General features: G+C 71.0%; 25 protein-coding genes. 17 read left to right on the top strand and 8 right to left on the bottom strand.

From position 1 onward, the window contains the following. On the top strand, nucleotides 1-269 hold a 269-nt coding region (locus ITJ62_RS18815; protein ID WP_194605494.1), incomplete at its 5' end, for an HNH endonuclease signature motif containing protein. Between the two features lie 103 nt (nucleotides 270-372). Here the strand turns inward: ITJ62_RS18815 and ITJ62_RS18810 are convergent. Beyond that, nucleotides 373-1,440 (bottom strand): LacI family DNA-binding transcriptional regulator, encoded by a 1,068-nt coding sequence (locus ITJ62_RS18810; protein WP_194605491.1) that lies wholly within the window; start codon nucleotides 1,438-1,440, stop codon nucleotides 373-375. 242 nt (nucleotides 1,441-1,682) lie between these two features. On the opposite strand from ITJ62_RS18810, the gene ITJ62_RS18805 reads away from it, so the two are divergent. Then, nucleotides 1,683-2,102: a hypothetical protein gene (locus ITJ62_RS18805; RefSeq protein ID WP_064294781.1), complete on the top strand. Its 420-nt coding sequence runs from the start codon at nucleotides 1,683-1,685 to the stop codon at nucleotides 2,100-2,102. A gap of 3 nt (nucleotides 2,103-2,105) precedes the next feature. On the opposite strand, the gene ykgO is transcribed toward ITJ62_RS18805, so the two are convergent. Then, nucleotides 2,106-2,228 (bottom strand): type B 50S ribosomal protein L36, encoded by a 123-nt coding sequence (ykgO, locus tag ITJ62_RS18800; RefSeq protein ID WP_079707423.1) that lies wholly within the window; start codon nucleotides 2,226-2,228, stop codon nucleotides 2,106-2,108. A 93-nt stretch (nucleotides 2,229-2,321) separates the two neighbouring features. Here ykgO and ITJ62_RS19415 point away from each other — a divergent pair, with 93 nt between their 5' ends. Further along, nucleotides 2,322-3,407 carry a GTP-binding protein gene (locus ITJ62_RS19415; RefSeq protein WP_194605488.1) on the top strand — a complete coding sequence of 362 codons (1,086 nt, stop codon included), beginning with the start codon at nucleotides 2,322-2,324 and terminating at the stop codon, nucleotides 3,405-3,407. Between the two features lie 66 nt (nucleotides 3,408-3,473). On the opposite strand, the gene ITJ62_RS18790 is transcribed toward ITJ62_RS19415, so the two are convergent. Further along, nucleotides 3,474-4,355 carry a LysR family transcriptional regulator gene (locus ITJ62_RS18790; RefSeq protein ID WP_194605485.1) on the bottom strand — a complete coding sequence of 294 codons (882 nt, stop codon included), beginning with the start codon at nucleotides 4,353-4,355 and terminating at the stop codon, nucleotides 3,474-3,476. 81 nt (nucleotides 4,356-4,436) lie between these two features. Here ITJ62_RS18790 and ITJ62_RS18785 point away from each other — a divergent pair, with 81 nt between their 5' ends. From ITJ62_RS18785 to ITJ62_RS18770, 4 genes are read left to right on the top strand one after another with little or no spacing between them, the layout of a single operon-like run. Then, the gene (locus tag ITJ62_RS18785) at nucleotides 4,437-5,345 is read left to right on the top strand and encodes a DMT family transporter (RefSeq protein ID WP_370582021.1); all 909 of its coding nucleotides are present in this window, start codon (nucleotides 4,437-4,439) and stop codon (nucleotides 5,343-5,345) included. 55 nt (nucleotides 5,346-5,400) lie between these two features. Further along, entirely contained in the window at nucleotides 5,401-6,540 is a 1,140-nt protein-coding gene (locus tag ITJ62_RS18780) for a hemin ABC transporter substrate-binding protein (RefSeq protein ID WP_194605483.1), read from the top strand. Beyond that, nucleotides 6,537-7,643: a FecCD family ABC transporter permease gene (locus ITJ62_RS18775; protein WP_370582018.1), complete on the top strand. Its 1,107-nt coding sequence runs from the start codon at nucleotides 6,537-6,539 to the stop codon at nucleotides 7,641-7,643. The genes ITJ62_RS18780 and ITJ62_RS18775 overlap by 4 nt, the downstream gene beginning before the upstream one ends. Beyond that, nucleotides 7,640-8,464 carry a heme ABC transporter ATP-binding protein gene (locus tag ITJ62_RS18770; RefSeq protein WP_194605480.1) on the top strand — a complete coding sequence of 275 codons (825 nt, stop codon included), beginning with the start codon at nucleotides 7,640-7,642 and terminating at the stop codon, nucleotides 8,462-8,464. Before ITJ62_RS18775 ends, ITJ62_RS18770 begins: the two co-directional genes overlap by 4 nt. 150 nt (nucleotides 8,465-8,614) lie before the next feature. On the opposite strand, the gene ITJ62_RS18765 is transcribed toward ITJ62_RS18770, so the two are convergent. After that, nucleotides 8,615-12,148: an LPXTG cell wall anchor domain-containing protein gene (locus tag ITJ62_RS18765; protein ID WP_194605477.1), complete on the bottom strand. Its 3,534-nt coding sequence runs from the start codon at nucleotides 12,146-12,148 to the stop codon at nucleotides 8,615-8,617. Nucleotides 12,149-12,288: 140 nt separating this feature from the next. Here ITJ62_RS18765 and ITJ62_RS18760 point away from each other — a divergent pair, with 140 nt between their 5' ends. Together ITJ62_RS18760 and ITJ62_RS19230 are read left to right on the top strand one after the other, a co-directional pair. Then, the gene (locus ITJ62_RS18760; RefSeq protein ID WP_194605474.1) at nucleotides 12,289-13,233 is read left to right on the top strand and encodes a hypothetical protein; all 945 of its coding nucleotides are present in this window, start codon (nucleotides 12,289-12,291) and stop codon (nucleotides 13,231-13,233) included. Then, nucleotides 13,230-16,754, top strand: coding sequence for a fibronectin type III domain-containing protein (locus tag ITJ62_RS19230; protein WP_194605471.1), 3,525 nt, complete (start codon nucleotides 13,230-13,232; stop codon nucleotides 16,752-16,754). The genes ITJ62_RS18760 and ITJ62_RS19230 overlap by 4 nt, the downstream gene beginning before the upstream one ends. Before the next feature lie 6 nt (nucleotides 16,755-16,760). On the opposite strand, the gene ITJ62_RS18750 is transcribed toward ITJ62_RS19230, so the two are convergent. Next, a complete protein-coding gene (locus ITJ62_RS18750) occupies nucleotides 16,761-17,426 on the bottom strand; it encodes an SIMPL domain-containing protein (protein WP_138945587.1) in 666 nt (221 codons plus the stop codon). 41 nt (nucleotides 17,427-17,467) lie between these two features. Between ITJ62_RS18750 and ITJ62_RS18745 the strand changes: the two genes are divergently transcribed. Both ITJ62_RS18745 and ITJ62_RS18740 read left to right on the top strand, forming a co-directional pair. Next, on the top strand, nucleotides 17,468-18,064 hold the full coding sequence (locus tag ITJ62_RS18745) for a hypothetical protein (protein WP_194605468.1): 597 nt from the start codon (nucleotides 17,468-17,470) through the stop codon (nucleotides 18,062-18,064). A gap of 63 nt (nucleotides 18,065-18,127) precedes the next feature. Then, a complete protein-coding gene (locus ITJ62_RS18740) occupies nucleotides 18,128-19,276 on the top strand; it encodes an NAD(P)-binding domain-containing protein (RefSeq protein WP_194605465.1) in 1,149 nt (382 codons plus the stop codon). Nucleotides 19,277-19,281: 5 nt separating this feature from the next. Here the strand turns inward: ITJ62_RS18740 and ITJ62_RS18735 are convergent, their stop codons facing one another. Next, complete coding sequence (locus ITJ62_RS18735) at nucleotides 19,282-20,217, bottom strand: DMT family transporter (RefSeq protein ID WP_064294775.1); 936 nt, start codon at nucleotides 20,215-20,217, stop codon at nucleotides 19,282-19,284. Between the two features lie 90 nt (nucleotides 20,218-20,307). On the opposite strand from ITJ62_RS18735, the gene ITJ62_RS18730 reads away from it, so the two are divergent. Beyond that, complete coding sequence (locus ITJ62_RS18730; protein WP_194605462.1) at nucleotides 20,308-20,871, top strand: ABATE domain-containing protein; 564 nt, start codon at nucleotides 20,308-20,310, stop codon at nucleotides 20,869-20,871. A 26-nt stretch (nucleotides 20,872-20,897) separates the two neighbouring features. Here ITJ62_RS18730 and ITJ62_RS18725 read toward each other — a convergent pair whose 3' ends face one another. Together ITJ62_RS18725 and ITJ62_RS18720 are read right to left on the bottom strand one after the other, a co-directional pair. Continuing rightward, complete coding sequence (locus ITJ62_RS18725; RefSeq protein WP_194605459.1) at nucleotides 20,898-21,449, bottom strand: DinB family protein; 552 nt, start codon at nucleotides 21,447-21,449, stop codon at nucleotides 20,898-20,900. 103 nt (nucleotides 21,450-21,552) lie between these two features. Continuing rightward, nucleotides 21,553-22,851, bottom strand: coding sequence for a serine hydrolase (locus ITJ62_RS18720; RefSeq protein WP_194605456.1), 1,299 nt, complete (start codon nucleotides 22,849-22,851; stop codon nucleotides 21,553-21,555). 146 nt (nucleotides 22,852-22,997) lie between these two features. On the opposite strand from ITJ62_RS18720, the gene ITJ62_RS18715 reads away from it, so the two are divergent. The 5 genes from ITJ62_RS18715 to ITJ62_RS18695 all read left to right on the top strand — a co-directional run bounded on the left by ITJ62_RS18715 (nucleotide 22,998) and on the right by ITJ62_RS18695 (nucleotide 26,009). Further along, a complete protein-coding gene (locus ITJ62_RS18715; RefSeq protein WP_370582015.1) occupies nucleotides 22,998-23,306 on the top strand; it encodes a DUF2470 domain-containing protein in 309 nt (102 codons plus the stop codon). Between the two features lie 95 nt (nucleotides 23,307-23,401). Then, the gene (locus ITJ62_RS18710) at nucleotides 23,402-23,812 is read left to right on the top strand and encodes a DUF4383 domain-containing protein (RefSeq protein WP_194605450.1); all 411 of its coding nucleotides are present in this window, start codon (nucleotides 23,402-23,404) and stop codon (nucleotides 23,810-23,812) included. 1 nt (nucleotide 23,813) lies between these two features. After that, entirely contained in the window at nucleotides 23,814-24,428 is a 615-nt protein-coding gene (locus tag ITJ62_RS18705; protein WP_194605448.1) for a hypothetical protein, read from the top strand. A 94-nt stretch (nucleotides 24,429-24,522) separates the two neighbouring features. Then, nucleotides 24,523-25,182, top strand: a complete 660-nt coding sequence (locus tag ITJ62_RS18700) for a heme oxygenase (biliverdin-producing) (RefSeq protein ID WP_079707436.1) — start codon at nucleotides 24,523-24,525, stop codon at nucleotides 25,180-25,182. A gap of 122 nt (nucleotides 25,183-25,304) precedes the next feature. Beyond that, nucleotides 25,305-26,009, top strand: a complete 705-nt coding sequence (locus tag ITJ62_RS18695; protein ID WP_194605443.1) for an alpha/beta fold hydrolase — start codon at nucleotides 25,305-25,307, stop codon at nucleotides 26,007-26,009. The last annotated feature ends 33 nt before the right edge of the window (nucleotides 26,010-26,042 follow it).

Here is a 26,042-nt window from a genome sequence, read left to right as displayed (position 1 = left end):
CCCTCGCCGAACGCGACGGCGGCTGCGCCTGGACCGGCTGCACCCACCCACCCTCCTTCACCGAAGCCCACCACATCACCTGGTGGTCACAAGGCGGCCCCACCAACCTCAACAACGGGGTACTCCTCTGCCCCTTCCACCACCACCGCATCCACGACGACCACTGGACCATCACCATCCAAAACGGGATCCCCTGGTTCATCCCACCCAGCCACATCGACCGCCACCAAACCCCCATCCGCGGCGGACGCATCCACCTCGCCGCCTAAACCAAGGCACCCGTCTGCCCACACGCCTGCCCTTCGACAAGCTCAGGGACCGGGGCGTCAGCTCAGGGACCGGGGCGTCAGCTCAAGGAACTGAGACCTCAGCTCAGGCGCTCGGGGCCGCCGTCGACTCCCGCACGATGAGCTGCGGCACCGAACGCACCACGCCGACGGAGTCCGCATCGCTCAGCACCTCGAGCAGCGTCGACATGATCGTCCGCCCGAGCTCCGGGAAGTCCTGCCGCATCGTCGTCAGCGGCGGCGCGAAGTGCTCAGCCTCCGGGATGTCATCGAACCCGACGACGCTCACGTCACCCGGCACCCGCAGGCCCCGCTCCGACAGCGCGTGGATCACGCCGAGCGCCATCTGGTCGTTCGCCGCGAACACGGCCGTGAACAGCTCACCGACCCGTTCGCCGGACCGCCCGTCGTCATCGTCTCCGACCCCGAGGTCCGCCACGAGCTCCCGCCCGAGCCGGAACCCGCTCGCCGGCGTCCAGTCACCCACCAGCGGCTCGCGGGCGACGAGCCCGTGCTCGGACAGCGCATCACGCCACCCCCGCACCCGCTCCAACGCGTCCACCGAATCCGCCGGCCCCGCGAGATGGGCGATGCGGCGATGCCCCAACCCGACGAGGTGGTCGACGAGGATCCGCGCCCCCTGGTACTGGTCGATGGAGACACGGTGGAACCCGTCGCGGTGGGTCGACTCGACCGCGACGAGGGGCACCCCCAGCTCGATCCCGCGCACCGCGTCGAGCGCCCCATGATGCGCCGCGATGAGTACGATCGCCTCGACGTTCTGCCGCAGCAACAGGTCGACGGCCTGCCGCAGCGACGCCGGATCCGACTCCAGCATGCTCGCCATACTCACGGCATACCGGGCGTCCCGTGCAGCCTCATTGAAGCCGAGCGCCGTACTCGACGGCCCGTAGTCCGGCCCACCGGTCGTGATGAGGCCGATTGTGCGTGAACGGCGGGTGACGAGCGACCGTGCGGCCTGCGAGGGCGTGTACCGCAACTGCGTGATCGCCTGCTCGACACGTTGCCGCGTCGCCGGTCGCACGTTCGGCAGATCGTTGAGCACCCGGGACACGGTCTGATGCGAGACCCCGGCGAGGCGCGCCACATCGAAGATGGTCGCGACCCGTGCCCGCCCGTCGTCGTTACCCACCAGTGCTGCCGGCTCCCACCTGACGAGGTCCGCACGCCTCTCCCCGAGAAGCGTATCCGTCCGTTCACGGCACGGCTGCGCTCTCCGCGCCACCTCCAGCGGTTCGGCAGGTAGCCCGCATGGGCACCGCTCCCCATCGCCGGTGGACAGCCGACCTCGGTACCGTGATGGACGAGCCACCGGTCGCGCGGGCGCCGCGTGTTCAGCTGCGCGTCGCGACCGACACCCGAAGAGGAGCACACATGATCATCTGGACCCGTTGGGGCATCGTCGTCTTCCTGATCTTCGGGCTCTCCGTCGGCGCCGGCTTCCTCATCAAGGCGATCGTCTCACCCGACGGCGGATCGGCGCAGTCCGGGGTGTTCGTCGGCATCGGATTCCTGCTCGGCGCCGTCGCGTGCTGGGCCTTCGGGAAGTTCGCGCTGGCGAAGCTTGATGCACCGCGGCCGGTCGTCGTGTGGCAGCAGCTCGCGCAGCCGTACGTCAACGAGCACGGCATCACCGTGAAGCAGGAGGCCGTGCCCGTGCGCCACCCGCAGACCGGCGAGCAGCTCTACAGCCGCCCGAGCTCCACACTCTTCTTCATCCCCGTCCGCTTCTGGGCGTACGTCATCGCCGCGCTGGGTGTCGTCACGATCGTCGTGAACGTCGTGCGCGGCTGACACTCAGCCCTGGCGACCCTTCCACCGCGGGTTCTGCTTGTTGATGACGAACACCCGGCCACGGCGGCGGACGATCTGGGACCCCGGCTTGTCCTTGAGCGACTTGAGTGATGCGCGGACCTTCATGGCGACCTCCTGGTGATCACGATGCGTGCTACCTTGTTGAGAACGATTCTCAACAAAACGCACTGTAGCACCCATCGACCAGGAGAACCCGCCGTGACCACGCCTCGCATCCCGCTGACCGTGACGCTCGTCCTCGGCACCTGTCCGCCGGAGCGTCGCACCGTGGCCCGACAGATCGCCGGACGATCCGCGGCGCTCGTCACGATCGAGCGGCAGGACGACGCCGAGAGCGCCCACCCTGACATCGACGACGCGATCGACGCCGTTGCGCGACACCCGCTCGCTCCCCGGCACCTCGTCCTCGATTGCGGGAGCACGGTCCGCCCCGTCGACGCGGTCTCCGCCGTCCTCGAGCACCGCGACACAGCCGTCCTGGACGCCGTCGTGACCGTCGTCGACGCAGCCCATCTCCTGCACGACCTCCAGGACGACGAGTACGTCACTCACGACGAGGACGGCGACACGGCGTACACCGCACGGTCGATGATCACCGTGGAGCAGCTCGAGTACGCGGACACTATCGCGGTCGCCGGCCGACGCGGCGTGACGCACGAGCGGCTCGCGGTGCTCCTCGCGCTCCTCAGCCACCTGAACCCGACGGCGCTGACGCGGATGGTCGAGCCGGTCGCGGCCCGACCACGGGCCACACCCGGCACTCCGGCGACCGCGAGCACCCGTGAGCCGCTCGCGCGCTACCGGGACTCCCCGTTCGAACTGGACCGCTTCAGCACCTCCCCCGGGTGGATCGCGATGCTGAACGGCGAGCACCGGCCGTGGGTGGATCACGAGCGCGTGACCACCCTGCGGTTCGACAGCCCCCGACCGATGCACCCGGAACGACTCCTCGCGTGCTTCGACGGACCGATCGAGGCGGGGCGGTTCGGCCAGGTCGTCCGTACCGCGGGGTTTCTCGTGCTCGCGACGCGCGCCTCCCGCGTCGGCGTCCTCCAACACGTCGGCTCGATGATCGATCTGGAACCCACGTCGTTCGAGACGAACGACCCCGGCGCACCGCTCGGCCAGGAGCTCGTCGTCACCGGGATCGACCTCGACGAGGTCGCCATCACCGCCGCCCTGCACGCCTGCACCCTGACGGACGAGGAACTCCTCGCCGGGCCGGCGGCGTGGGCGCACTACCCCGACGCCTTCACGCCCTGGAGCACCACCCACGAGCACTGAGCAGCCGGCCCGTCAATTGCCCGAAACGGTTCGGACCCCGATCGATTTCGTGCAGATGTGGGCGACTCAGTGGATCTGCGCGCTCACCCACTCCTCGCGGACGAACCGCACGAACTGCTCGACGGCGGGAGACACCGCCCGGGCGCGGCTGGTGGCGACACCGATCACCCGGACCGCCTCGTCGTCGAGCGGGACGAGCACGACGCCCTCCATGCTCGTGGAATCGGGGAGGACGGCGATCCCGACCCCGGCACGCACGAGACCACGGAGCGTCGACAGCTCGGACACCTCCATCGTCACGCGGGGCACGACGCCATGCCTCGCGAAGTACGCGTCCGCGATCTGCCGGAGCCCCGAGTCCGTCGTCATCGCGAGGAACTCCGTCTGCTCGAGGTCGGACGCCGCCAACGACGTCCGATCGGCGAACGCATGCCCGACCGGCACGCCCAGCGCGAGCCGCTCGGAGGTGAGCGGACGCCACTCGATGTCCGGATCACGCGGTTCCGGGCTGAGGAAGGCGACGTCGGCCGAGCCGGAGCGGAGCGCGTCCAGCACGCTGTCGGCCTTCCCGCCGTCGAGGACGAACCGGATGTCCGGCAGGAGCTGGCGGTACTCACTCACGATGCGCGGGATGAGCCAGCCGCCGAGGGACGAGACGTAGGCGATGGACACGAGGCCGGCCGAGGGGTCGCGGAGCTCGTCGATCCGCGACTGCGCGTTGTCGAGCTCGGTCTGCGCCCGGAGCGCGTGAACGAGGAGGATCTCGCCGTAGCGGTTGAGTTCGAGCCGGCTGCGGTGACGGTCGAACAACTCGACCCCGGCGTCCGCCTCGAGCCGACCGATCGCCCGCGTGAGCGTCGACTGGGAGATACCGAGCGCCTCAGCGGCGTACGGGACGTGACCGTCTTCGGCGAGCGCCCGAAGGTACGCGAGTTCGTCGATCCTCATGCCCTCATGATGCCGCACCGGCGAGCCCGGCTGGGGCGGCACCTCGACAAGCTCGGTGACCGGGCGCGCTAGCGTGGTGCAGTGATCCGCAGACCGCGACCGAGCCAGGCTGCGACCGGCGCCCTCCTCGTCCTGGCCGGACTCGTCTGTCAGGAGCTCGGCGCGTCGATCGCGGTCGCGCTGTTCCCGCAGGTCGGTCCGATCGGCATGGTGACGCTGCGGCTCGTGTTCGCCGCGCTCATCCTGCTGGCCGTCGCCCGCCCGGCCCTTCGCGGACACCCGAGGAGCGCCTGGGGATCGGCGATCGGCTTCGGGCTCGTCCTCGCCGCGATGAACGTCTGCTTCTACCTGGCGCTGGACCGCATCCCGCTCGGCCCGGCGGTGACCCTCGAGATCCTCGGCCCACTGGCACTCAGCGTCATCGCGGGTCGTCGATGGACGAGCGCACTCTGGGCGGGCGTCGCCCTCGTCGGCGTCCTCCTCCTCGGCGGGGTGCTCCTCCACAGCGGACCGACGGCCGCGCTCGATCCGATCGGCGTCGTCCTCGCGCTCGCCGCCGGCGCCCTCTGGATCGGCTACATCCTGCTGTCGGCGCGGACGGGGACGGAGTTCCCCGGCCTGAACGGTCTGGCGATCGCCGCCGCCATCGGCGCGCTGGTGACCATCCCGCTCGCCGCGACGACCGCCGGCACCGCTTTGTTCGATCCCGTCATCCTCCTGCTCGGGCTGGGTGTCGCCGCACTCTCGTCGGCCGTGCCGTACGCCCTGGAGTTCGTCGCCCTCCGCCGACTCAGCGCCGCGACCTTCTCGATCCTGCTCGCGTCCGCGCCGGCCATCGCCGCGATAGCCGGGCTCCTCGTGCTCGGTCAGGAGCTCACGACACCGCAGTGGCTCGGCATCGCCTGTGTGGTCGGTGCCGGGATCGGTGCCGTGCTCTCAGCCCGGCGCGGTCGCGCACCCGAGGTGCAGCCGAGCATCGCGCCGAGCTGATCCCGCCGGATCCACCCGCCCGACGGCCGCTACATAGGTTAGGCTAGCCTTAATCATGAGCACTCGTCCTCGTCTTCGTCGCGCCCTCGCCGCCGCGCTCGCAGCCCTCGCGATCGGCCTCGCCGGCTGCACGGCGACGGGAGCAGCACCGGGACCGACGGATGCCGATCCAGCCGGGTGCGAAGCGTCGACCACACCCCTCGGGTCACTCACGCCCGTCGCCGACCCGAAGGACTGGACCGGTCCATCCACCGCCTGCATGGCCGACCCCGGCATCACCGCGGTCACCGACGCCCCGGAGCAATCGCTCCCGGTCACGATCCTCGACAACCAGGACACCGAGGTCACGATCAGCGACACCAGCCGAATCCTGGCCCTCGACCTGTCCGGATCGCTCGCAGCCACCGTGTTCGGTCTCGGGCTCGGTGACTCCGTCGTCGGCCGCGACACCTCCACCGGGTTCCCGGAGGCCGCCGACCTCCCCCTCGTCACGCAGAACGGCCATGAACTCAACGGCGAGGCCATCCTCGCGCTCGAGCCCACCGTCATCCTCACCGACAGTTCGATCGGCCCCTGGGACGTCGTCCTCCAGATGCGCGACTCCGGCATCCCCGTCGTCGTCCTGACGCCACAGCGGAACCTCGACAACATCGACGACCTCGTCACGCAGGTCGCCGCGGCGCTCGGTGTCCCGGCGGCCGGTGAAGCGCTGAACGCTCGGATCGCCTCCGAGATCGCGGCGACGATGACGGACATCGAAGCACTCGCTCCGGCCGACCCCGCCGACCGTCCACGGGTCATGTTCCTCTACGTGCGCGGGAACGCAGGGATCTACTACATCTTCGGTGAGGGCTCCGGGGCCGACGCGCTCATCCAGGCACTGGGCGCCGTCGACGTCGCTGAGGAGATCGACTGGCAGGGCATGCGCCCCATGACCGCCGAAGCACTCATCGATGCGGCGCCCGACGTCCTCATCATGATGACCAAGGGCCTCGAGTCGGTCGACGGTGTCGACGGACTCCTGGAGCGCATCCCCGCCGTCGCGGAGACCCCGGCGGGACAGCACCGACGGGTGATCGACATGAGCGACACCGAGGTCATGAGTTTCGGTCCACGCACGGCCGCCGTCCTCGACGCGCTCGCCCGCGCCCTCTACGCGCCCACCTCCGGCGCCCCGGCGGACGAGCAGCCGTGACCCGCCCAGCCCCCGGCGGCAGCCGCACCGGGGCGCCACTCGACATCGACCCGGAGCTCGCCGGCGCACGGTCGCTCCGGTCGGGCGCGCTGGCGGTCACCCTGCTCGTCGCGCTCATCGCGCTCGCGCTGATCTCGGCGGGCAGTGGGCAGCTCCACGTGCCACCCCTCGAGGTCTTCGGCTCGATCATGCACCGGCTCGGTCTCGACATCGGACCGATGCCCGGCCACGCGAACGGCGAGAGCGCCCTGTGGAACATCCGCTTCCCACGCGTCGCCATGGCGCTCGTGATCGGGGCGGCGCTCGCAGCAGCCGGCCTCCTCATGCAGGCGATCTTCGGCAACCCACTCGCCGAGCCCGGCGTCGTCGGCGTCTCCGGCGGAGCTGCACTCGGCGCGTCGGCGACGATCGTCTTCGGCTGGGCCTTCCTCGGGGAATGGACGGTCGCCGTCACCGCGTTCGTCGGCGGACTCGCGGCAACGCTCATCGTCTACGCGATGAGCCGCGCGAACGGGCGCACCGAGGTCATCACGCTCGTCCTGACCGGCATCGCCGTCAACGCGGTGACCGGTGCCGGGCTCGCGTTCCTCACCTTCCTCGGCGACACCGCGGCTCGAGAACAGATCGTCTTCTGGCAGCTCGGCAGCCTCAACGGCTCGCGCTGGCAGCAGTTCGGCATCGTCCTCCCCCTCGTGCTCGTGGGGCTCGTCGTCGCGTTCGTCGTCGCGAAACAGCTCGACCTGCTCTCGCTGGGCGAGAAGAGCGCCAGGCACCTCGGGGTCAACGTGGAGGGACTGCGGATCCTCGTGATCCTCGTCGTCGCCCTGCTCGTGGGCGCGAGCGTGGCGTTCGCCGGCATCATCGCCTTCGTCGGGCTCGTGATCCCGCACCTCATGCGCATGATCATCGGTCCGGCCCACCTACCGCTGCTCGTCGTCAGCACCCTCGGCGGGGCCGTGCTCCTCCTCGGGGCCGACCTCGTGGCACGCACGGCCGTACCGCTCGCCGACCTTCCGATCGGCATGCTCACCTCCCTCGTCGGTGGGCCGTTCTTCTTCTGGCTGCTGCGACGGACCCGCCGGTCCTCGGGAGGCTGGGGATGAGCGTACCGGTCGTCGGCCGCCGCTTCGCGGTCCCTGAGCCCCTCGCACCCGGCGAACTCGCGATCGAAACCTCGAGCGTGGGTGTCGTGATCGACGGGAAGCGCATCCTCCACGACGTGACCTTCGACGCCCGCGCTGGGGAGGTCCACGCGCTCATCGGGCCGAACGGCGCTGGGAAGTCGACCCTGCTCGCGACGATCACGGGCGACCAGACGGTGGCCGAGGGACGCATCACCGTCGCAGGTCGGCCGCTCCAGGCCTGGTCGGCCCGCGAGCTCTCCAGACGTCGCGCGGTGCTGTTGCAGCACAACGACGTGTTCTTCCCGTTCACCGTGCAGCAGGTCGTGGAGATGGGCCGAGCACCGTGGCGACGGACCGAGCTCGAACGCGACGATGACGAGGCCGTCGCGGCCGCGATCGCGGAGACGGACATCGCCCGCCTCGCCGGCCGACAGGTGCCGTCGCTCTCGGGCGGCGAGCGCGCACGGGCGGCGCTGGCCCGGGTACTCGCGCAACGGACCGGCATCCTCCTGCTCGACGAGCCGACCGCAGCCCTCGACCTCCGACACCAGGAAGACGTCCTCCGGCTCGCGCGCGAAGCCGCGACCGCGGGTGACGCGGTGATCGTCGTGCTGCACGACCTGAACCTCGCCGCCGCCTACGCCGACCGGATCTCGCTGTTGCAGCAGGGGCGACTCGTCACGACCGGCAGCCCCGCCGAGGTCCTCACGGCGGAGCGGATCACCGAGGTCTACCGGTACCCGGTCGAGGTCGTCGCGCACCCGACGAGCGGCGCACTGGTCGTCCTCCCGATCCGCTGAAGCTCCCTGCGCCGGACTTCAGCCGCGCGGGTCTGCACCCCGACAGGGTCGACGACCGGAGCGGGCGGGACAGCGAGCAGGAAGCAGAGAGGGCCGCCCCGCGAACGGGACGGCCCTCTCGAGTCAGGCGGCCGTGCGGCCGCCTGGTGGCTAGACCGCGGCCATCTGCGTCTTCCGGCGACGCGCCAGGAACGCGAGGACGAGGCCGGCTGCGAGGAGCAGCCCACCGGCGAGGAACGGTACGGCAGCGTCGGCGCCGGTCGAGGCGAGGACCGCGGTGGTCGTCGTCGTGGTGCCGTCGGGGTTCGTCACGACCGTGACGGTGACGGTGAACGCCGCCGTGCCGATGAGGACGCCGTCGGCATCGAGGACTGCGAGCGTGTGATCGCCCGCCTCGAGGTCGGACGGGACCGTGAAGCTGACGGTCCCGTCGGCCGCGACGAGCGCCCAGCCGAGCCACTGCGGCTCGGAGAACACGTAGGCGCCGAGGTACTGTCCGGCGTACTGCGTGCCGACCGAGACCGTGATGACGTCACCGTCGATGCCGGTGATGTCGATCCCAGGTGCCTCGGCCAGCGCTGCGGCGTCCGGTGCGGCCGGAACCGAGCCGGGGACCGTGAGCGTGACCGACGCTGCTGCACTCGTGACCGTGCTTCCGCCCGATGCGCCGGGAGCCGAGGGGACGTCGTTCGAGGCGACTGCGCGAACCTGCTCGCCGTTCCGGACGTCGGCCGATGCGATGGTCAGTTCTGCACTCGTGGCGCCGTCGAGGTCGACCCAGCCGGTGGATCCGAGTGCGAGGTGCTGCCACTGCACGGCCACATCGTCGCCCGCCGTGATCACGGTGAACACCGCGTCCTCGCCGTGCGCGACGGACACCGACGCGGGCTGCGCGGTGATGGATGCGGGGACCCCGAGGGTCAGGGTCGCCACATCCGAGGTGACCGGATCGCCGACGCCGTTCCCGACGACCGCGCGGAACCGCTTGCCGTTGTCACCATCGGCGTAGACGACCTCGAGGGTCGTGCTCGTCGCGCCGGTGACGGCGGACCAGCCGTCCGCTCCGACGGCACGCTCGAACCACTGCACCGACGGCGCCGGGGTACCGGTCACGCCGACCGAGAAGAACACCGAGGGCGACGCGGCACCAACAGGCGCCGTGACGGAGACGGGCTGCGACACGATCGCCGCCGCGACCGGGATGGTCGTGTCGACGGCGAGCCCGACCGGTGCACTGGTGACCGAGAAGACCGAACCGTCGATCTCGGTCGGGATGGCCCCGGTGACGACGGCACGGTACTGGGCGCCGGCGTCCTGGGCGGTGGTGACGACCTCGAGGCTGGTACCGGTCGCACCGGCGACGTCGGTCCACCCGGTCGCGCCGGCGGCGAGACGCTGCCACTGCACCGCGGCGGCAGCACCGGCGATCCCGACGGCGAACGTCGCGGTCTCACCGACCTTCACCGAGGCGGCGGACGGCTGGGCGGTGATCGACGCGGGTGCACCGACCGTCAGGGTCGCGGCCTCCGAGGTCGCGGAACCCGCTGCGTTGGACACGACGGCGCGCACCTCGGTGGCGTCGTCCGCCGCCGTGTACGGCAGGGTCAGCGTGGCTGCCGTAGCCCCCTCGATCGCGACCCAGTCTCCACCGGCTGCGCGGCGTTCCCAGACGACCGTCGGCTCCGGCGAACCGGTCGCGGTGACGGCGAAGGAGGCGACGGGCGAACCGGTCGCGGGTGCGATCGGCGCGACGACGTCGGAGGGCTGCGCGGTGATCGCCGGAGCGACCTGCACGACCGGCTGGAGCTCGACCGAGAACGACAGCGGCGGCTTCATCAGGTTCAGACCGGTGCAGGAGGTCGTGTAGTAGTGCGCACGCACCGAGGACGGGACGAAGTCGATGTACGCGCTCGGCCAGGAACCGCTCACGCCGGGCGTCTCGCAACTCACGTTCTTGACGACACCGTCGACCACGTAGTCGCGGCCGGCGTAGTCGGGGACCGCGACGAGGACGCCGTCGACGACGGAGACGCTCGAGTAGGTCGCGAGGTCGATGCGGGTCGGCCCCGCCGCCGGGACGGCGTTGCCGCCCATGTCCTTGCCGGCGGGGATGAAGACCTCGAAGCTCAGGGTGCCGGTGCCGTCGGGAGCCGTCGTGAGGATCGGGTCGCGGAAGGTCTCGTTCGGCGCGCCGAACTGCCCCTGGTACGCGTTGAGCACCCAGTCGCCGGTCTCCCACGCGATCTGGCCGAAGCCGGTCGTGGGGTCGATACGGCCGGTCCCACCGGTGAACTGCGCCAGCGTGAAGGTCTTGCCGGCGTCGGCGTCGAGGCCGGAGACGGCCTTCCCGTCGCGCTGCAGGAGCTCGACGTGTTCGCCGGTCGCGTTCTGCGACCAGGCGCCGAAGACACCGGTCTGCGCGTATCGGCTGTACGCCCACTCGAGCGAGGCGTTCGACACGTCGATCTGGGCGGCTGGGTCCAGCACCGTGACGACGGCGCTCTCGGACACGACCGGCTGTCCGGCGGCGTTGTCGACGGTCACGCGCACGAGCGCTCCGGTCTGGCTCGCCTGGAAGGCCAGCGTCAGCGTCGGTGCATCGGTCGGCTGGGCCGTCCAGGTCGCACCGCCGTCTTCGCTGAGCTCCCAGCGGTAGCTGAGCGGGCCGTCACCCGCGGCCTCGACCGTGAAGGTGGCCTCGCCGGCGTCCTCGACGGTGACGCCTGCGGGCTGCCTGGTGATCGACGCGGGGACGACCTCCGGCACCACGGGGGCGACGGTGTAGGAGACGCCCAGCGGAGTGGTCGGCTTCGCGGCGTCCGCCGCGCCGCCGGACGAGTACCAGTACGACGCCATGCCGGTGAGGACCTGGAAGTCGACGAAGGGCTGCGGGAAGGATCCGGCGTTCGCCCCGGTCGTGGACTGCGGGACACCCGACTCCGGCACCGAGACGACCGTGCCGAGGTAGTCGGGCGTGACCGTGAAGCCGGTGTCGGTGACGTCGACGCCCGAGAGGGTCGCGATGACGACGTCGGCCTGCGGCTCGAGGACCACGAAGAGGTTCGGGTCGTCCATGCTCGTGCCGTAGCCGCTCAACGTCGCGGTGACGACACCGGTGCCGTCGGCGTCGACCGTCAGCTTCGGGTCTGACGCGGAGAACTGCGTGAGGCCCTGGTAGTACGCGGCCGTGAACGTGCCGTCCCACTGGATCTCGGCGGTGCCGGCTTCGACGTCCACCGTTCCGGTGCCGCCGGAGATCGCGACACGGTTGTCGCTGTAGTTGGCGCTGGACGGCGGCGTGATCGGTCCGCCGGTCGCGGTGGTGCGGAGGCCGGCCCACGTGGACGGGGCCCACGTGCCGTCGGCCTGCTTCTTCTGGATCGCGACGTTGCCGTCGGTCTGCTTCCATTCGCTCTCGACGACGGTGTCGGCGCCGCTGGTCTTCGCGATCTCACCGGCGGACAGCAGGTTGATCGCCCCGGGCTGGAACGCGGAGTTGTTGGACTCGTTGTTGATGCCCCAGGTGAAGACGGCGTCATCGATCGTGGACTCGGCGGCCATCGCGGCCGGTGCGGCGACGATCGAGCCGAGGGCGACGACCGAGGTGGTGACGAGGGCGGTGACGGCGGACCTGAACGGTCTCCGTCGCCAGGCGGGTGGTGGGGCTGTGGGCCGTGCAGACAAGGCGATCTCCGGTGTGTTCGACGGTGGATGTCGGGTGGAAGGGGGCGCCGGGTCTCCGAAACCGAGCCCCAGGCAGGGTTAGCTTAGCCTTAACTAAGTAAGGTTATGCAAGCCTTATTAACTGCGGCTAGGCTGCTGCCATGCCGCATCGCCCGACTCCGTCCACCGCGCCCTCGATCCGCTCCACGACAGCGAACCGAGGCCGACGACGACTCGCGGCGATCCTCACGGGGGTGGCACTCCTCACCGGCTTCTCGGCCGGTGGATCCCTCCCGGAGCCCGCCTACGCCGCCTCCTCGGTGACCGCACACGTGGTCGACCGCCCCGACCTCGCGAACGTCGCCGACCCCGACTACCTCACCGACGTGCAGCTCTCCGGTTCGGGCTTCCAGTCGATCAAGAACGGGCACGGCGGGATCTACGTCGCCTTCGGCTGGGTCGCCGACGCCGAGTCGTGGCGCCCGAGCAACGGCGGCGTGACCGGCGCCGATTACGCCTACGTCCCCGACGACGAGACGAACCCGACGGGCTACATCCTCTTCGTGACGTTCCCCGGGAGCGACACCGCGGCCGCCGCCAACGGGGGCGAACTCGCCGCCGACGGCACCTGGTCCGGTGTCATCAGCATCCCCGGCGCCCGCTTCGAGTCGCTCGACCGCGACGGCAACGCCCAGACCATCGACTGCCTCAGCGTGCAGTGCGGCATCATCACCATGGGGGCCCACGGCGTGAAGAACGCCAACAACGAGACGTTCACGCCGATCACCTTCACCGATCTGTACGGCGACGATGCCGCTGCTCCGGCGCCCGCGCCGGTAGCCCCGGAGAGCGCCCCCGAGCCGACGGTGATCTCCAGCACCATCGTCGCCGAACCGGACGAGACCGCCGCCGCCTCAGCCACCGACGACCTCGTCCCGCTCCTGACCGGTGCCGTCATCGGCGTCGGCGCCCTGGCCGTCGGCGCGGTCGCGTTCCTCGTCTGGGCGGTGCTGAGCGGACGTCGTCGAGCAGCGCTCGCGGCGGCAGGAGCGGCGGGCGCGACCAGCACGGCAGACGCGACCGGCACGTCCGGCGACAGCGCGTGACCATGCGCCCCGGTCCCGCATCACGCACCTGGTCCGCCCTGATCGCCGGCGGCCTGAGCATCGGGCTCGTCTTCGCAGCCGTCGGACTCGACGCAGAGACCGCGACGGCCGACCAGGCCTCGTCCGCCGTCGTGGACTCGCCGGCGGCGACCACGGCATTCCCGTCGGGAGCAGATCCGATCGCCGCCGAAGCCGTCGTCACGCCGGTGGATGCCGCCACCGTCTCCGTCGCGTGGCCGGCCTCGGTCGACCCGGCGACGAGCACGCAGGACGGCACCGCGGCGACGCTCCTCGTCCTGGTCCTACCCCCGGTCGATCCGGAGGCTCCGGCTGCGCCGGTCGACCCGATCGCGGTCCTGCAGCCGTCCGCCGAGCGGGACCCGGAGGCCGACGCAGCCGCACTCGCGGCCGGCCTGCCCATCCTCCAGACGGCAGAGCCCGTCGATGTCGGCACCACAGCCGACGGATCGGCCGCCGCCCGGGTATCCGGCCTCCAGCCCGCCACGGACTACCGCTTCGCCCTGCGCACGGTCCCGACTGATCCCGCCCTCCTCGCCGCGAGCGCGTCGCCACTGGCCGAGTCCGTCGCGACCCAGGCGGCGACGCCCGCTCCCGCCGCCGAGGAGCCGCCCACCGACGACGAGGCACCCCCGGCAGGACCACAGCCGAGCGCGACACCCGAGGAGGCCGTTCCGACGCCGAGCGGCCCGACCGAGCCGTCCGAGGCCCCGACCGCCGATGCGACGCCGACCCCCGAAGCGGACTCCGCCGGACGCGCCGCCGCCGTTCCGGGCACACCTGAGGCTCCCAAGGGATCACCGGCCGGAGCCGGCACGATCGAGGTCTCCTGGCCGGCGGTCGCCTCGGGCGCACCCGTCGTCACCTACACCGTCACGGTCCTGCGCGACGGCTCCGTCGTTCGCACGATCCCGGGCATCGACCCGCTCGTCGCGGGGACGACCACGCTCGTCACCGGGCTGCTCGCCGACACGGCGTACGCCTTCACCGTCGTCGCCGTCGGCGCCGACGGACCGAGTGCGTCCTCGTCCTCGTCCGCTCCGGTGACCACGGCGAAGGGCGCACCGTCCGCTCCCCCGCGGGCCACCGTCGTCGGACTGCTCGACGACCCGCTCGGCCTCGTGGCGAGCTGGACCCCTCCCGTGTCCGACGGCGGCTACGCCATCACCGGCTACACCGTGGAACTCTTCACCGGCAGCACCGTCAACCTCACCAACCTCGTGAGCCGGACGGCGGTCCCGGCGGACCGCATGCGACTGGAACTGCCTCGCATCGGCATCGTGGGCTCGTCGCTCAGCGTCCGCGTCATCGCCTCGAACGGCGCGGGCGACACCGCCTCATCGCTCAGCGCGCCGGTCCGTATCGACGCGACGGCTCCCGTGACCACACGCGTCGCCACACCGACCGTGACCGAGGGGCCGACACCCGGTTCGTTGGGTGTGACGTGGACGGCACCGGCCGGGACGACGGCCTCGACGGCATACCTGCTCCGCGTCGCGGCCGCCGACGGCGTGTCCGCCGCCATGACCGCCGCCGTGATCGACCTCGGCGGCGACTTCGCCGCAGCTGGACCGCTCGAGGCGGTCGTGGAGAACCCGGCGCCAGGACGCCGCGTGTCCGTCCAGATCACGGCGTTCGAGACCGCTTCCCTCGCCGGTCTGATCCCGACGACCTACCGGACGACCTCCCTGCGGAGCGTGGCCGTCGAGACGAGCGGCTCGTCCACGCCGCAGCAAGCCACCCCGCCACGTTCCGTAACGAGCGGCGACGTCGACAGCATCTCGGTCGACGGCTCGACGATCGGCGTGACGGCCGGGAACGGTGCTGCGATCACCGCGTTCGACCTCCTGGTCTTCCAGGCGGGTTCCGCTGAACCCGTGACGACGACCCGCGTCGACGCCATCCCCTCGATCGACGACCCGACCCTGCTCACCCACGAGCCGACGACGGTCGCCGGATTGCAGGCGGACACCGCCTACACCGTCCGCGCCCGCGCCGTGAACGCCGCCGGCCCCGGTCCGATGTCGGCGGCGAGCGCCCTCGTCGTCACCCTCGCCGTCCGACCACCCGGCTCGGTCCCGCCCAGCTGGACCTCGCTCGCAGCGTTGCGCGCCGCCGTCGAGCGAGGCTCGGTCACCGGTCTCGACAGCGCCCAGGCAGCCCTCCCCGCGACCGTCGAGCCGACGAGCACCCTCGACCCGTCCTTCGCCTGGCCAGGCTCCACCGGAGCCACGGGCGGAGAGGTCTGGCTGTTCGGTTCGGCGACCGACGATCGGGCCCCCGTCCACCTCGGGGCGTTCTCGGTCACGGCCGGTACGGCAAGCGCGTCCGTCACGATCGGCCAGCTCGTGGACGGGGCGTACGCGCTCGCCTTCGTCCCGACCGAGGGCCGCGCGGTGGCGGTCTGGCTCGAGGTCGTCTCCGACCAGGGCGGGCCGACCAGGGTCGACGACGCGATCCTCCGATGGGGGTTCAGCAACGAGGCCAACAACGGTGCCTTCTTCGGTGGCTGCAACTTCCTCACCGCCGGGCATGTGCCCGACGTCGGTTCCGGCGCGATCATCGACGAGAGCCGGTACCGGGCGCAGGACGGTCCCGTCCGCATCGAGAAGCCGAACGCCGTCGGGGCGTACGAGCTCGCGAGCTTCGCCACCCGATGCCTCGACCGCTCGGGCGGCACGGTCGATTCCAACGTGACGAGCGCCTTCACGGATTCGCAGCTCGTCATCGTCGGCGGTTCCGGCACCGTCGATCCGTCGACGAACAGCGGCACCATCAGCTGGACCGGGGACTTCTCGGTCGCGTTCTACGGCGGGCTCACCTACTGGAACGGCTCGAACCCGACCCTCAGCGTCATCGATGGTGTCGGAACCCTCACCGCCACCGCGAGCGGGTTCGGCACCGACATGGCCGACCAGACGAAGTGGACGCCGATCGCGCCACGCGAGATCGAACTCGCGACGCTCACCGGTGTGACGATGCGCAGTGACGGGTTCACCGTTTCGCCCGACTACCTCGGCGTGGACATCGCGCAGGGTGACCAGGTGGCGAAGAACGCGGCCAACGCCGCCTATTGGGGGTCGTTCCCGCAGAGCTTCATCGACTTCCAACAGCTCACCGGGCAGTTCTCCTACTGGTTCACGAGCGGCGGGCGTCAGGATCCGAGCAAGGTCGCCCTCCCGCTGACCGTCGGGTTCGACGCGTCCACCTTCGTGGCCGTCCCACCCGCCGGAGCCCCGACGGCCGCAGCACCCGACCTCGTCCCTGAGGCCAAGCGTTCGCCGTTCGCACTGCGGGCACCCGGTGCGCCGGCCCCGGCCGCGGCGGTCGGCGCTGCGTCACAGGTGACCGAGATCGTGACGGTGGTCCAGCGAGGCAGCGCTCCGGCGCCCGCGTCGCAGGTGGTCCCGTTGTTCATCGCTCTCCTCGCACTGCTGGGCGGAGTCACGGTCGTCGCGGCCACAGGTGGCGGACTGATCGCCTCCGGCGTGGTGAGACCCTGACTCGCGTCAGGACGCGGCGAAGCGGGCGTGCACCCGGGAGGACACGGTGATGTCCTCCGGCTTCAGGTCGAGCGCGGTGTCACCGGCAGGAGCCGCGGCCCCGCGCATCATCGGTGCTGCGGCCTGGCTCGACGGCGAGCGGGTGTCGTCGCCCAGCATGCCGGGTTCCGCCAGGGCGACCGGCCGCACGGCCCCGAGCCCGAGACTCGTGGCGTAGGCGGTCGCGCGGTCCACCGCGTCGCGGACGGCGTTGTGCTGGGCCTCGGCCGTGATGCGGTGCTTCGTCACCTCGGTGAGCGCCCAGGTGACACCCGTCACCGTGACGCCGTCCTGGGTCGCGATCTCTTCGGCCCAGCGGGCCAGCGCCTGCAGGTCGGCGAACTTCACCTCGAGCGCGACCGTCGCGTGGTGCACGAGCGGCAACTGCTTCCCGTCCTTGTTCCACGGCCGCTCACTCCACACCCGCAAGCGATCGGCTGACCACCAGGTCACGGCCGACTGCGCGCGGAGCTGCTCCGCCGCCTGACTGAGCGCACGGTGCAGCGCGGTGGTGTGGGAGACGACGGGCTCACGTTCCGGCCCCTGGAACCCCGCCGAGATGAGGACGGTCCCACGCTCAGCCGGGTGGTGGTAGTCGAAGCGGCCCTCGACGGTGATGATCGTTTCGCTCATACCCGGCACTCTATCCCGCGACGGCGGCTACGCTCTGGACCATGACGGACGGCGGAACCTGGGCGGATCGACGACGTGCGCGACGACGGAGCCGCGGTGACCTCACCGGCCGGGGCTTCGAGCACGGCGACCGGCGCGGGCTGCCGCCCGGCGACGTCGAGACGGTCGCGAAGTACCTCAAGGAGCGCGTCTACGCGACCTTCACCGGCCTCGCGATCGTCCTCGTGCTGGCGGCGAACGTGGAGCACCACGACGCGCCCGACGCGCTCTTCTCGCTCGTCATCGGAGTGGTCGGCATCACCCTCGCCGGCCTGGTCGCCGAGATGATCGCGCACCTCGCCGCCCACGGGGCGTTCCCCGACGAGCGCGGGTGGCACTCCATGCTCCGGATCGCGTGGGGCTCGCTCCTCACCGTCGCGACCCCCACCATCCTGCTCGTGCTCGCCGTGTTCGACGTCATGGAACTCGAGACCTCCCTCCGCGTGTCCGCGATCGTCTACCTCGTCACCCTCGGGCTGAGCGGATGGGTCGCCGTCCGGCGCGCGCGGCTGTCCGTCTGGCAGCAGCTCATCGCGCTCGCGGCCCTCGTGCTCCTGGGTGTCCTCGTCATCGGTGTGCAGGTCCTGGCCCACGGCTGAATCGCGGACGCGAGCTCGGCCCCTGTCGGAAATGCCGGAGCGGTCGACGACGTTGAGGAGCACGTGAGCACTCCGGAGACCGTCGACGTCGTCGTGATCGGCGCGGGTCAAGCCGGACTGTCGGCCGCGTACCACCTGCATCGCCGCGGATTCGTCCCGCTTGGGACCACCGAGGGCGCGACCGCAGCACGCACCTTCGTCGTCCTCGACGCGAACGACGCCCCGGGCGGCGCCTGGCAGCACCGATGGCGGTCGCTCACCATGTCGACCGTCAACGGGATCTACGATCTGCCCGGCATGCCGAAGCCCGAGCTCGATCCCGCCTCCCCGAGCGTCGACGTCATCCCGCCGTACTTCGCGGCGTTCGAGGAGCGTTTCGCCCTCGCGGTCCGCCGCCCGGTGCAGGTCCGCGCCGTCCGCCGCGAGGACGACGACCCGCACGGCCGACTCCTCGTCGAGACCGCGGCGAGCGCCGACTCCCCGGGCGCCGACTCCCCCGCCGCCGTGTTCCGAGCACGGGCGGTCGTCAACGCGACGGGCACCTGGACGAAACCGTTCTGGCCCGCGTACCCGGGACGGGAACGCTTCGCAGGACGCCAGCTGCACGTGGCCGACTACGTCTCCGCTGACGAGTTCCGCGGCCAACGCGTCGTCGTCGTCGGTGCCGGCATCTCGGCCATCCAGCTCCTCGAGGAGATCTCGCGGGTGGCGGAGACGGTGTGGATGACGCGGCGCGAACCGGAGTGGGTGGAGGACGACTTCGACACCGCCGCCCGGGTGGAGGCGATCAAGGGCGTCGAGGAACGCGTGCGTCAGGGCCTTCCGCCGGGCAGCGTGATCTCCGTGACGGGGATGCACTGGACGCCGTGGGCACGGGCGGCCGAAGCGCGCGGTGTCCTGGTGCGGCAACCGATGTTCCGCCGCATCGAGGAGCACGGGGTCGTCCTCGCCGACGGCTCGTTCCTCCCGGTCGACGCCATCCTCTGGGCCACCGGGTTCCGGGCCGCGCTCGACCACCTCGCGCCGCTCGGCATCCGACTGCCCGGGGGTGGCATCCGGATCGACGGCACCCGGGCGGCCGACGAGCCGCGGGTCCACCTCATCGGGTACGGCCCCTCAGCGTCGACGGTCGGAGCGAACCGGGCCGGCCGGGCGGCGGTCCTGGCGATCCTCGCCGACCTCGACGCCGCCGTCCCGGTCCCACTGCACTGAGTCCGTCACTGCACCGGCACGGGGATCGGCACGGCGGGAGCTCGCTCGGAGCGCACGAAGCCGATCCCGAGGAGGATGCACACCCCGCCGAGGAGCTGCGCAAGTGACAGCTGCTCCCCCAGGAGAATCCAGGCGAACCCGGTCGCCGCGACCACCTCGAGGAGGCCCGCGAAGGAGGCGAGTCGGGAGCCGAGCATCTGACTCGCGGTGATGCTCGCCGCATAGGCGACCGCCGTCGACACCACCCCGACGAACAGGAGCGGCACCCACCAGGCGACGTCGGTGCCGAGCACCGTGACGTCGGCGTCGGAGGTCGTGAAGGGCACGCCGACGAGCCCCGCGAGCCAGAGACTGAGCGCCCCGATGAGCAGACCGATGGCGGCGAACGCCACCGGAGGCAGCCCCTTCGCCGGCCGAGCCGAGATGACGTAGTACGCGGCGCAGCCCACCATCGCGAGGATGGCGAACAACAGACCGACCGGGTCGAGCGTCGAACCACCGCTCGGAGCGACGACGAGGACGAGCCCGACGAGCGACACGACGGAGCCGACGAGGACGACCGTCGCGGGACGACGTCTGGTCAGCACCCACGCGACGGCGACGAGCAGCAGCGGCGCCATGTACTCGACGAGGATCGCGGTCCCGACGGCGATGGTCTGCAGCGCCGCGAAGTAGACGAGCTGCGTCGCCGCCACCCCGATGAGGCCCATGCCGAGGAGTCGCCAGCGCCCACGCCAGACCGCGTCCCAGCGACCACGGAGCGCGATGAGGGCGAACGGGGCGAGTACCAGGCCGCCGATCAGGGCGCGGACGGTCACCGCAGCAGCGGGGCTCCAGCCCGATGCGAGCACCGGTTTGATGAACGCGCCGGAGGTGCCGAACGCGACCGCGGCGAGCACCGCGACGAGCAGACCGACCGTGGTCGAGGACGTGTGCTTCATGGGGGTCTCCAGCTGCCGCGAGTGGGGCCGGCGGAAGAGGTGGACGCCCGGCTGAGATGAAGCTACTCTCGGAGAGAGTAAGGAGTCAACTTGCATTTTGCCCCTGACACCGAGGATGCGCTGCTCTTCGCCGCGCTGCTCGTGAACACCCGCGCATCGGCGTCCCGGAGCGGTGGCGACGAACTCGCGACACCGCCGCAACTCGTGGAGCTCCTGCGCGTCAGTCGGTACTCGGGTCGGGTCGACGGCGACGAGCCCGAGCGGGCCGCGGTGGCTCAGCTGCGGGAGCGGATCCACGCACTCTGGGCTTCCGACGCGGACGCCCCGGACACCCGCGACCGCGCCGTCGCCGAGATCAACACGATGCTCCGCGAGTCCGCCGCGCTCCCCCAACTGCGCCGCCACGACGGCTTCGACTGGCACCTCCACGCCACCGAGTTCGACGCGCCGCTCGTCGATCGCGTCCAGACCGAGATCGCCATGGCACTCGTCGACGTCGTCCGGTCCGACGCCTGGGACCGCCTGCGGCTCTGCGCCGCCGACGACTGCGACGGCCTGCTCGTCGACCTGTCCCGCAACGGTTCGAAACGGTACTGCTCGGTCCGCTGCAGCAACCGCGTCAACACGATCGCGTTCCGCGCGCGAGCGCAGTAGCGGCCGTCAGCAGACCCCGGAGACGCTCACGACTGCGATCTCGTCACATCCCAGAGGTGGTGCACCGGGTCGTGGATGAAGTAGCGGCCGAGGGTCTCGGTCGTGAAGCGCGCGCCGTCGCTCCGTCGACCCGTCCGCGTGAGCGCCTCGTCCGGCACCCGCTCGAACGCTGCTGCGAGCACCGTGGCGGCCGAGACCAGCTCCACCGAGACCCGTTTCGGGTCCTGCTCGCCGTAGCGCTCCTCGAGAGCCGTCGCATCCTGGTCCCAGTTCTCGAAGGCAGGATCGTCCTCGTCGAGGACGAGTCGCAGCCGGACGTCGAAGATGCGGAACACGTCGCGCACGTGGGCCGCGTACTCGAGTGGCGACCAGGTCTGCGGGTCGGGCCGCTCCCGGACGTCGGCGCGCTCCAGCACCGCCGGCCACGCGGCGGCGTTCGCCAGGATCAACCCGGGGAGTTCCCGGAACCCGAACCGCGAGGTGTCCATCCCACACTCGGGACAGGCGCGCTCGAGGACCCAGGTCCAGTTCTTCGTGTCCGGGACGATGGTGTCGTCGTCGGGGGTGTTCGTCGTCATGGGTTCACTCTAGGAAGCGGCATGGCCCAGCGCCCTCGCGAAAGCGTCATCGTGCCGCGATCCGCCGCCACCGTCCGCTGGCGGCGCCGTGCAGACGCCTCCGTTACCCGGCGGGGGCGACCGGCGGGGCGCAGACCATCGCCGCGGCGGCGAGCTGCTCCGCCATCTGCTGCTCGGACCACGGGAGTGCGATCTCGGGGGCCTTCTGCCCACTCGCCGGTGCCGCCTTCGCACCGATCGACGCGAGCTGCATCGCGAGCGTCTGCGCGAAGCCCGCACCGAGCGTCGAGTTGTTGAGCATGACGACGACCGTCAGGCCGGAGGTCGGGTCGGAGAAGGCCGCCGAGAGCGAGCCGGGGATCGCGCCGGCCTGCCCCCGGAGGGGACCGATCTGCATCCCGCCCACGCCGAAGCTCTTCCAGGTCGGCTCAGCCTCACCCAGCGAGACGGGGTCCTTCCACTGCTTCTTGTACGTGCTGTCGTTCAGCAGCGAGCCGGACGCGAAGGACTGGGTGAACTTCCGCAGATCGTCGACCGAGGAGACGACGCCACCGGCGGTCCACACCATCGAGGTCGACAGCTCGGTCTCGTCCGTCGGTGCGTCGCACTGGTAGGTGCCGTCCGCGATCCGCGGCGTCAGGTACCCCTTGGGGTGCGACCCCGGAAGCTCGAAGGTGGAGGCGTCAGGGAAGCTGGACTTCGACATGCCGAGCGGCGAGAACACGTAGTGGTCGTACAGGGACTGCCACGACTGACCGGTCAGCTCCTCGAGCGCCATGCCGAGCAGGATGTACCCGGTGTCGCTCGAGCCGAAGAGCGCCCCCGGAGCCGTCCGCGTACCGCTCGCGAGGCCGTTCGCGAGGATCTCGGCCATCGACCAGTTGCGGGTCGGGTTGGTGACGAACTGGGCGTTGAGCGCGGGCGTGTAGGTGCCGAGCCCCGACGTGCCATTGCACAGCTGCTGGTAGGTGATGCCCTCGATGCCCTGGACCTGCGGGAGGGTCTTGTGGACCTGGTCGGTGAGCTTGATCTTGCCCTCGTCGACGAGCTCGAGGAGCACGGTGCAGGTCATCGGGCGCGTGGTGTCGGCGATGCGGTAGACCATGGACGGATCCATCTTGGTCTTGCCACCCGGCTCGGTCGTGCCGACGCCGGCCGTGTAACTCCCGGCCCACGGTGCCCAGACGCCGACGATCGCGCCGGAGGACCCGGACTGGGTGACGGCGGCCTCGACCGCCGCCGTGATGGCGTCGGTCGTGTCTCCCGCGAGTGTGCCGCTGACCTGGTCGGGGAAGTCGGTGTCGGACACCGAGGGGCCCGAGCAGCCGACGAGTACCGTCGCGAGGGTCGCCGCGGTAAGGAGTGCGGCGAGACGCCGTCGCCTCGGAGCTGTTGCAGTCAAGTCATCCCCCTGATGAGCGGTCTGCGGAGCTGCAGACTGTTCCCGATTGTAACCGGGCGCGGCTGGGAGCTGCGGTCGCACGCCGCGCGCCGGTCACTCGGGCGGCGGGCCTGGTGCGGGGCCCGTCGATGGTGTTCCCTGGGGAGGTGACCTCGAACACCTTCCCGCAGACCACCGTCGACGCCGTCCTGGCACACATGAACGGCGACCACCCCGACGACAACCTGCTCATCGTGCGCGCCTTCCTGGAACCGGCGGCCGAGGCCGCCACCATGATCGCGCTGGACGGGACGGGTGGTGAGTGGACCTGGACGATCGACGGCACCGCCGCGGGTGGGCGGGTGCCCTGGCCCGCGGGCACGATCACCGAGCGCGGCGAGATCCGACGCGAGGTCGTCGCCCTCTACGACGCCGCGTGCGCCCGTCTGGGTGTGGAGCCACGCCCGCACGACTGAGCGACGGCCGAGGGCGACCAAACCGTCGACGCCCGCACCTCCGAACTCCTCAATGCCCCGAGACGACTCGCGGCGCGAAGGTTCAGGAGGCCCTCATGCGTCATTCACCCAACCGTCTGCTCGCGACCGTCTTCGGCGCGGTCTACGTGGTCGTCGGACTCCTCGGAGGGATCGTCGCGGGCGGCCTGCCGTTCCTCAACACCGAGGGCGGCCTCCTGCTCGGGATCTTCGAGGTCAACCCGCTGCACAACATCGCGCACGTCCTCATCGGTGCGGCCCTGCTCATCGCCGGGCTCTCGAACGTCGTCGCGGCCAAGACCGTCAACACGGTGATCGGTGGGTTCTACCTCCTGCTCGGTGTCGTCGGGTTCTTCATCGTGGGCTCGGCGCTCAACATCCTCGCGCTCAACACGGCCGACCACTTCCTCCACCTCGCGAGCGCCGTGGTGCTCCTCGGTGCCGGACTCGCCGCGGACAAGCGGACCCACCGGGTGGCGACGGCCTGACATGTCGGTCTCCGTCGAACGCCAGGACGCCCGGGCGAGTGGCGACACCGCGGTCCGCTCCGGGACGACGTCGATCTCGAACAGCCTGCTCGCGATGTGCGCACTCGGTGCCGGCCTCGTCCTGATCGCGACCGGCGCCGGGTCCGCCCCGGTCGGGGCGATCCCGCTCGTCACCCTGGGCGTCGCCGCACTGCTCTGGTCCGTCGTGGTCCTCGTCCGCGACCGGGTGCCGGGCCTCCGCGCGTCCTTCGCCGGTGCGGTGGGCGCGGTGGTCGTCTGGGTGGCGCTGTACGGACTCGCCTCCATCGGTGTCACGACCGTGCCGCCGTTCCTGCCGACCCTCTCGTCCACCGTGCTGCTGCTCATCGTCGCCGGGGTGCTCGCACGGCGCCTCCGGCGGGTCACCCTCGCATCGACGGCGCCGGACGAACTCCAGCTCGACGCCCTGCTGACGCGAGCGAGCCGTCGGGCCCGTCGCGAGCCGAGCACCGGACGGTACGTGCTCACCCTGCTCGCCGGGGCGGCGGTCGTGGCGGCGCTCACGACACCGGCGCTGGCGCAGACCAACGCCGGTGCGTTCGCGGTCCCGCACGGTTCCCTGCACAGCAGCCACTGATTCCCTCTACAGGAGTGGATCCACCCTCCCGTTCTCGAGCCCGGCCCGTTACACTTAGGCAACCCTTACCGAGCCAGCCGACGCGGAGTCCGACATGAGCACTGTGATCCCCTTCTCCCAGGCCCTGCGCGAGCGCACGTCCTCCGGCCACTCCTCCAGCGAGGGGGCGGACTTCATGAGCGACCTCATGACCGGGAAGGGTTCGAAGGAGGACTACATCGCCCTCGTCGCGCAGCACTTCTTCATCTACGAGGCCCTCGAGGCCGCCGCCGACCGCATGCGCGCCGACGCCGTCGCGGCTCCGTTCATCAGCGACAAGCTGACGCGGCTCCCCGCCATCGTGCAGGACCTCGAGTTCCTCATCGGTCCGGACTGGCGCGAACAGATCACCCCGCTCCCCACCACCGCCCGGTACGTGGCACGGATCAACGAGGTCGGCGCCGTCTGGCCCGGCGGCTTCGTCGCACACCACTACACCCGGTACCTCGGCGACCTCTCGGGCGGGCAGATCATCCGCACGCTCATGCAGCGTCAGTTCGGCTTCGACACCAACGGCGTCGGCTTCTACCTCTTCGGCGACATCGCGAAGCCTCGCGAGTTCAAGGACACCTACCGCGAGCAGCTCGACGCCGTCCCGTGGGACGACGAGGAGCAGGCCCGCGTGATCGACGAGGTGATGGTGGCGTACCGCTTCAACACCGACCTCTTCCGCGACCTCGCGACCGCGAAGGCCGCAGCGACCGCCGTCGCCTGATCTCCCGTCCAATCGCCCATTCTGGGGCGAGTGGATGTTCGTCCGCCCAAGAATGGGCGATCGAAGAACGGGCGACGAAGCACACCTCCCGCGTGTCGCTCGTGCGGCGTAGCATCTCGGGCATGGACGTCATCCTCGTACCCGGTTTCTGGCTCGACGCATCCTCGTGGAGTGCGGTCACACCCCCGCTCGAGGCAGCCGGCCACCGGGTCCGACCGCTCACCCTCCCCGGCCTCGAGAGCGTCACTACTGACCGCGCCGGCATCGGCCTGCGCGACCACGTCGACGCCGTGGTCGCCGAGATCGACGCCGGCGAGGAGCCCGTCGTGCTCGTCGGACATTCCGGCGGTGGCGCCATCATCTCCGCTGCGATCGACGCCCGCCCTGACCGTGTCGTCCGCGCCGTGTACGTCGACTCGGGCCCACTCGCCGACGGCGCGTGCATCAACGAGGAACTCCCCTCGTCGGGCTCCGAGATCCCGCTACCCGACTGGACGGTGTTCGACGCGGAGGACCTCGTCGACCTGGACGAGGGGCTCCGCGAGCAATTCCGGGCCAGGGCCGTCCCGCAACCGAAGGGCGTCGCCGTCGACCGACAGCAGCTCTCCGACGACGACCGCCGCCTGTCCGTCCCGGCGACCGTGGTCGCGTGCGAGTTCTCCTCGGAGATGCTTCGCGGCCTGATGGAACAGGGCCACCCGTACGTTGCGGAACTGGCACGGCTGCGTGACGTCGAGTTCGTCGACCTGCCGACGGGCCACTGGCCGCAGTTCACGAAGCCGGCCGAGCTCGGCGCGATCCTCCTCCGGGCCGTCGACCGGACCTGAGGTCTGGCCTCCCTCGACCAGGCCGGTCAGCGC

The organism is Plantibacter sp. VKM Ac-2876, assembly GCF_015350715.1.
Classification (GTDB): domain Bacteria; phylum Actinomycetota; class Actinomycetes; order Actinomycetales; family Microbacteriaceae; genus Plantibacter; species Plantibacter auratus.
Note: the sequence above shows the minus strand (reverse complement) of the source record. Positions and strands in the feature narration are given on the sequence as shown.

Bases quoted from the DNA above. Each gene is read 5' to 3' on its own strand.
- ITJ62_RS18710 (WP_194605450.1), top strand. From the start codon at position 23,402: ATGCGTCATTCACCCAACCGTCTGCTCGCGACCGTCTTCGGCGCGGTC.
- ITJ62_RS18770 (WP_194605480.1), top strand. From the start codon at position 7,640: ATGAGCGTACCGGTCGTCGGCCGCCGCTTCGCGGTCCCTGAGCCCCTC.
- ITJ62_RS18705 (WP_194605448.1), top strand. From the start codon at position 23,814: ATGTCGGTCTCCGTCGAACGCCAGGACGCCCGGGCGAGTGGCGACACC.
- ITJ62_RS18790 (WP_194605485.1), bottom strand. From the start codon at position 4,355: ATGAGGATCGACGAACTCGCGTACCTTCGGGCGCTCGCCGAAGACGGT.
- ykgO (WP_079707423.1), bottom strand. From the start codon at position 2,228: ATGAAGGTCCGCGCATCACTCAAGTCGCTCAAGGACAAGCCGGGGTCC.
- ITJ62_RS18750 (WP_138945587.1), bottom strand. From the start codon at position 17,426: ATGAGCGAAACGATCATCACCGTCGAGGGCCGCTTCGACTACCACCAC.
- ITJ62_RS18780 (WP_194605483.1), top strand. From the start codon at position 5,401: ATGAGCACTCGTCCTCGTCTTCGTCGCGCCCTCGCCGCCGCGCTCGCA.
- ITJ62_RS18760 (WP_194605474.1), top strand. From the start codon at position 12,289: ATGCCGCATCGCCCGACTCCGTCCACCGCGCCCTCGATCCGCTCCACG.
- ITJ62_RS18725 (WP_194605459.1), bottom strand. From the start codon at position 21,449: ATGACGACGAACACCCCCGACGACGACACCATCGTCCCGGACACGAAG.
- ITJ62_RS18735 (WP_064294775.1), bottom strand. From the start codon at position 20,217: ATGAAGCACACGTCCTCGACCACGGTCGGTCTGCTCGTCGCGGTGCTC.
- ITJ62_RS18700 (WP_079707436.1), top strand. From the start codon at position 24,523: ATGAGCACTGTGATCCCCTTCTCCCAGGCCCTGCGCGAGCGCACGTCC.
- ITJ62_RS18695 (WP_194605443.1), top strand. From the start codon at position 25,305: ATGGACGTCATCCTCGTACCCGGTTTCTGGCTCGACGCATCCTCGTGG.
- ITJ62_RS18745 (WP_194605468.1), top strand. From the start codon at position 17,468: ATGACGGACGGCGGAACCTGGGCGGATCGACGACGTGCGCGACGACGG.
- ITJ62_RS18805 (WP_064294781.1), top strand. From the start codon at position 1,683: ATGATCATCTGGACCCGTTGGGGCATCGTCGTCTTCCTGATCTTCGGG.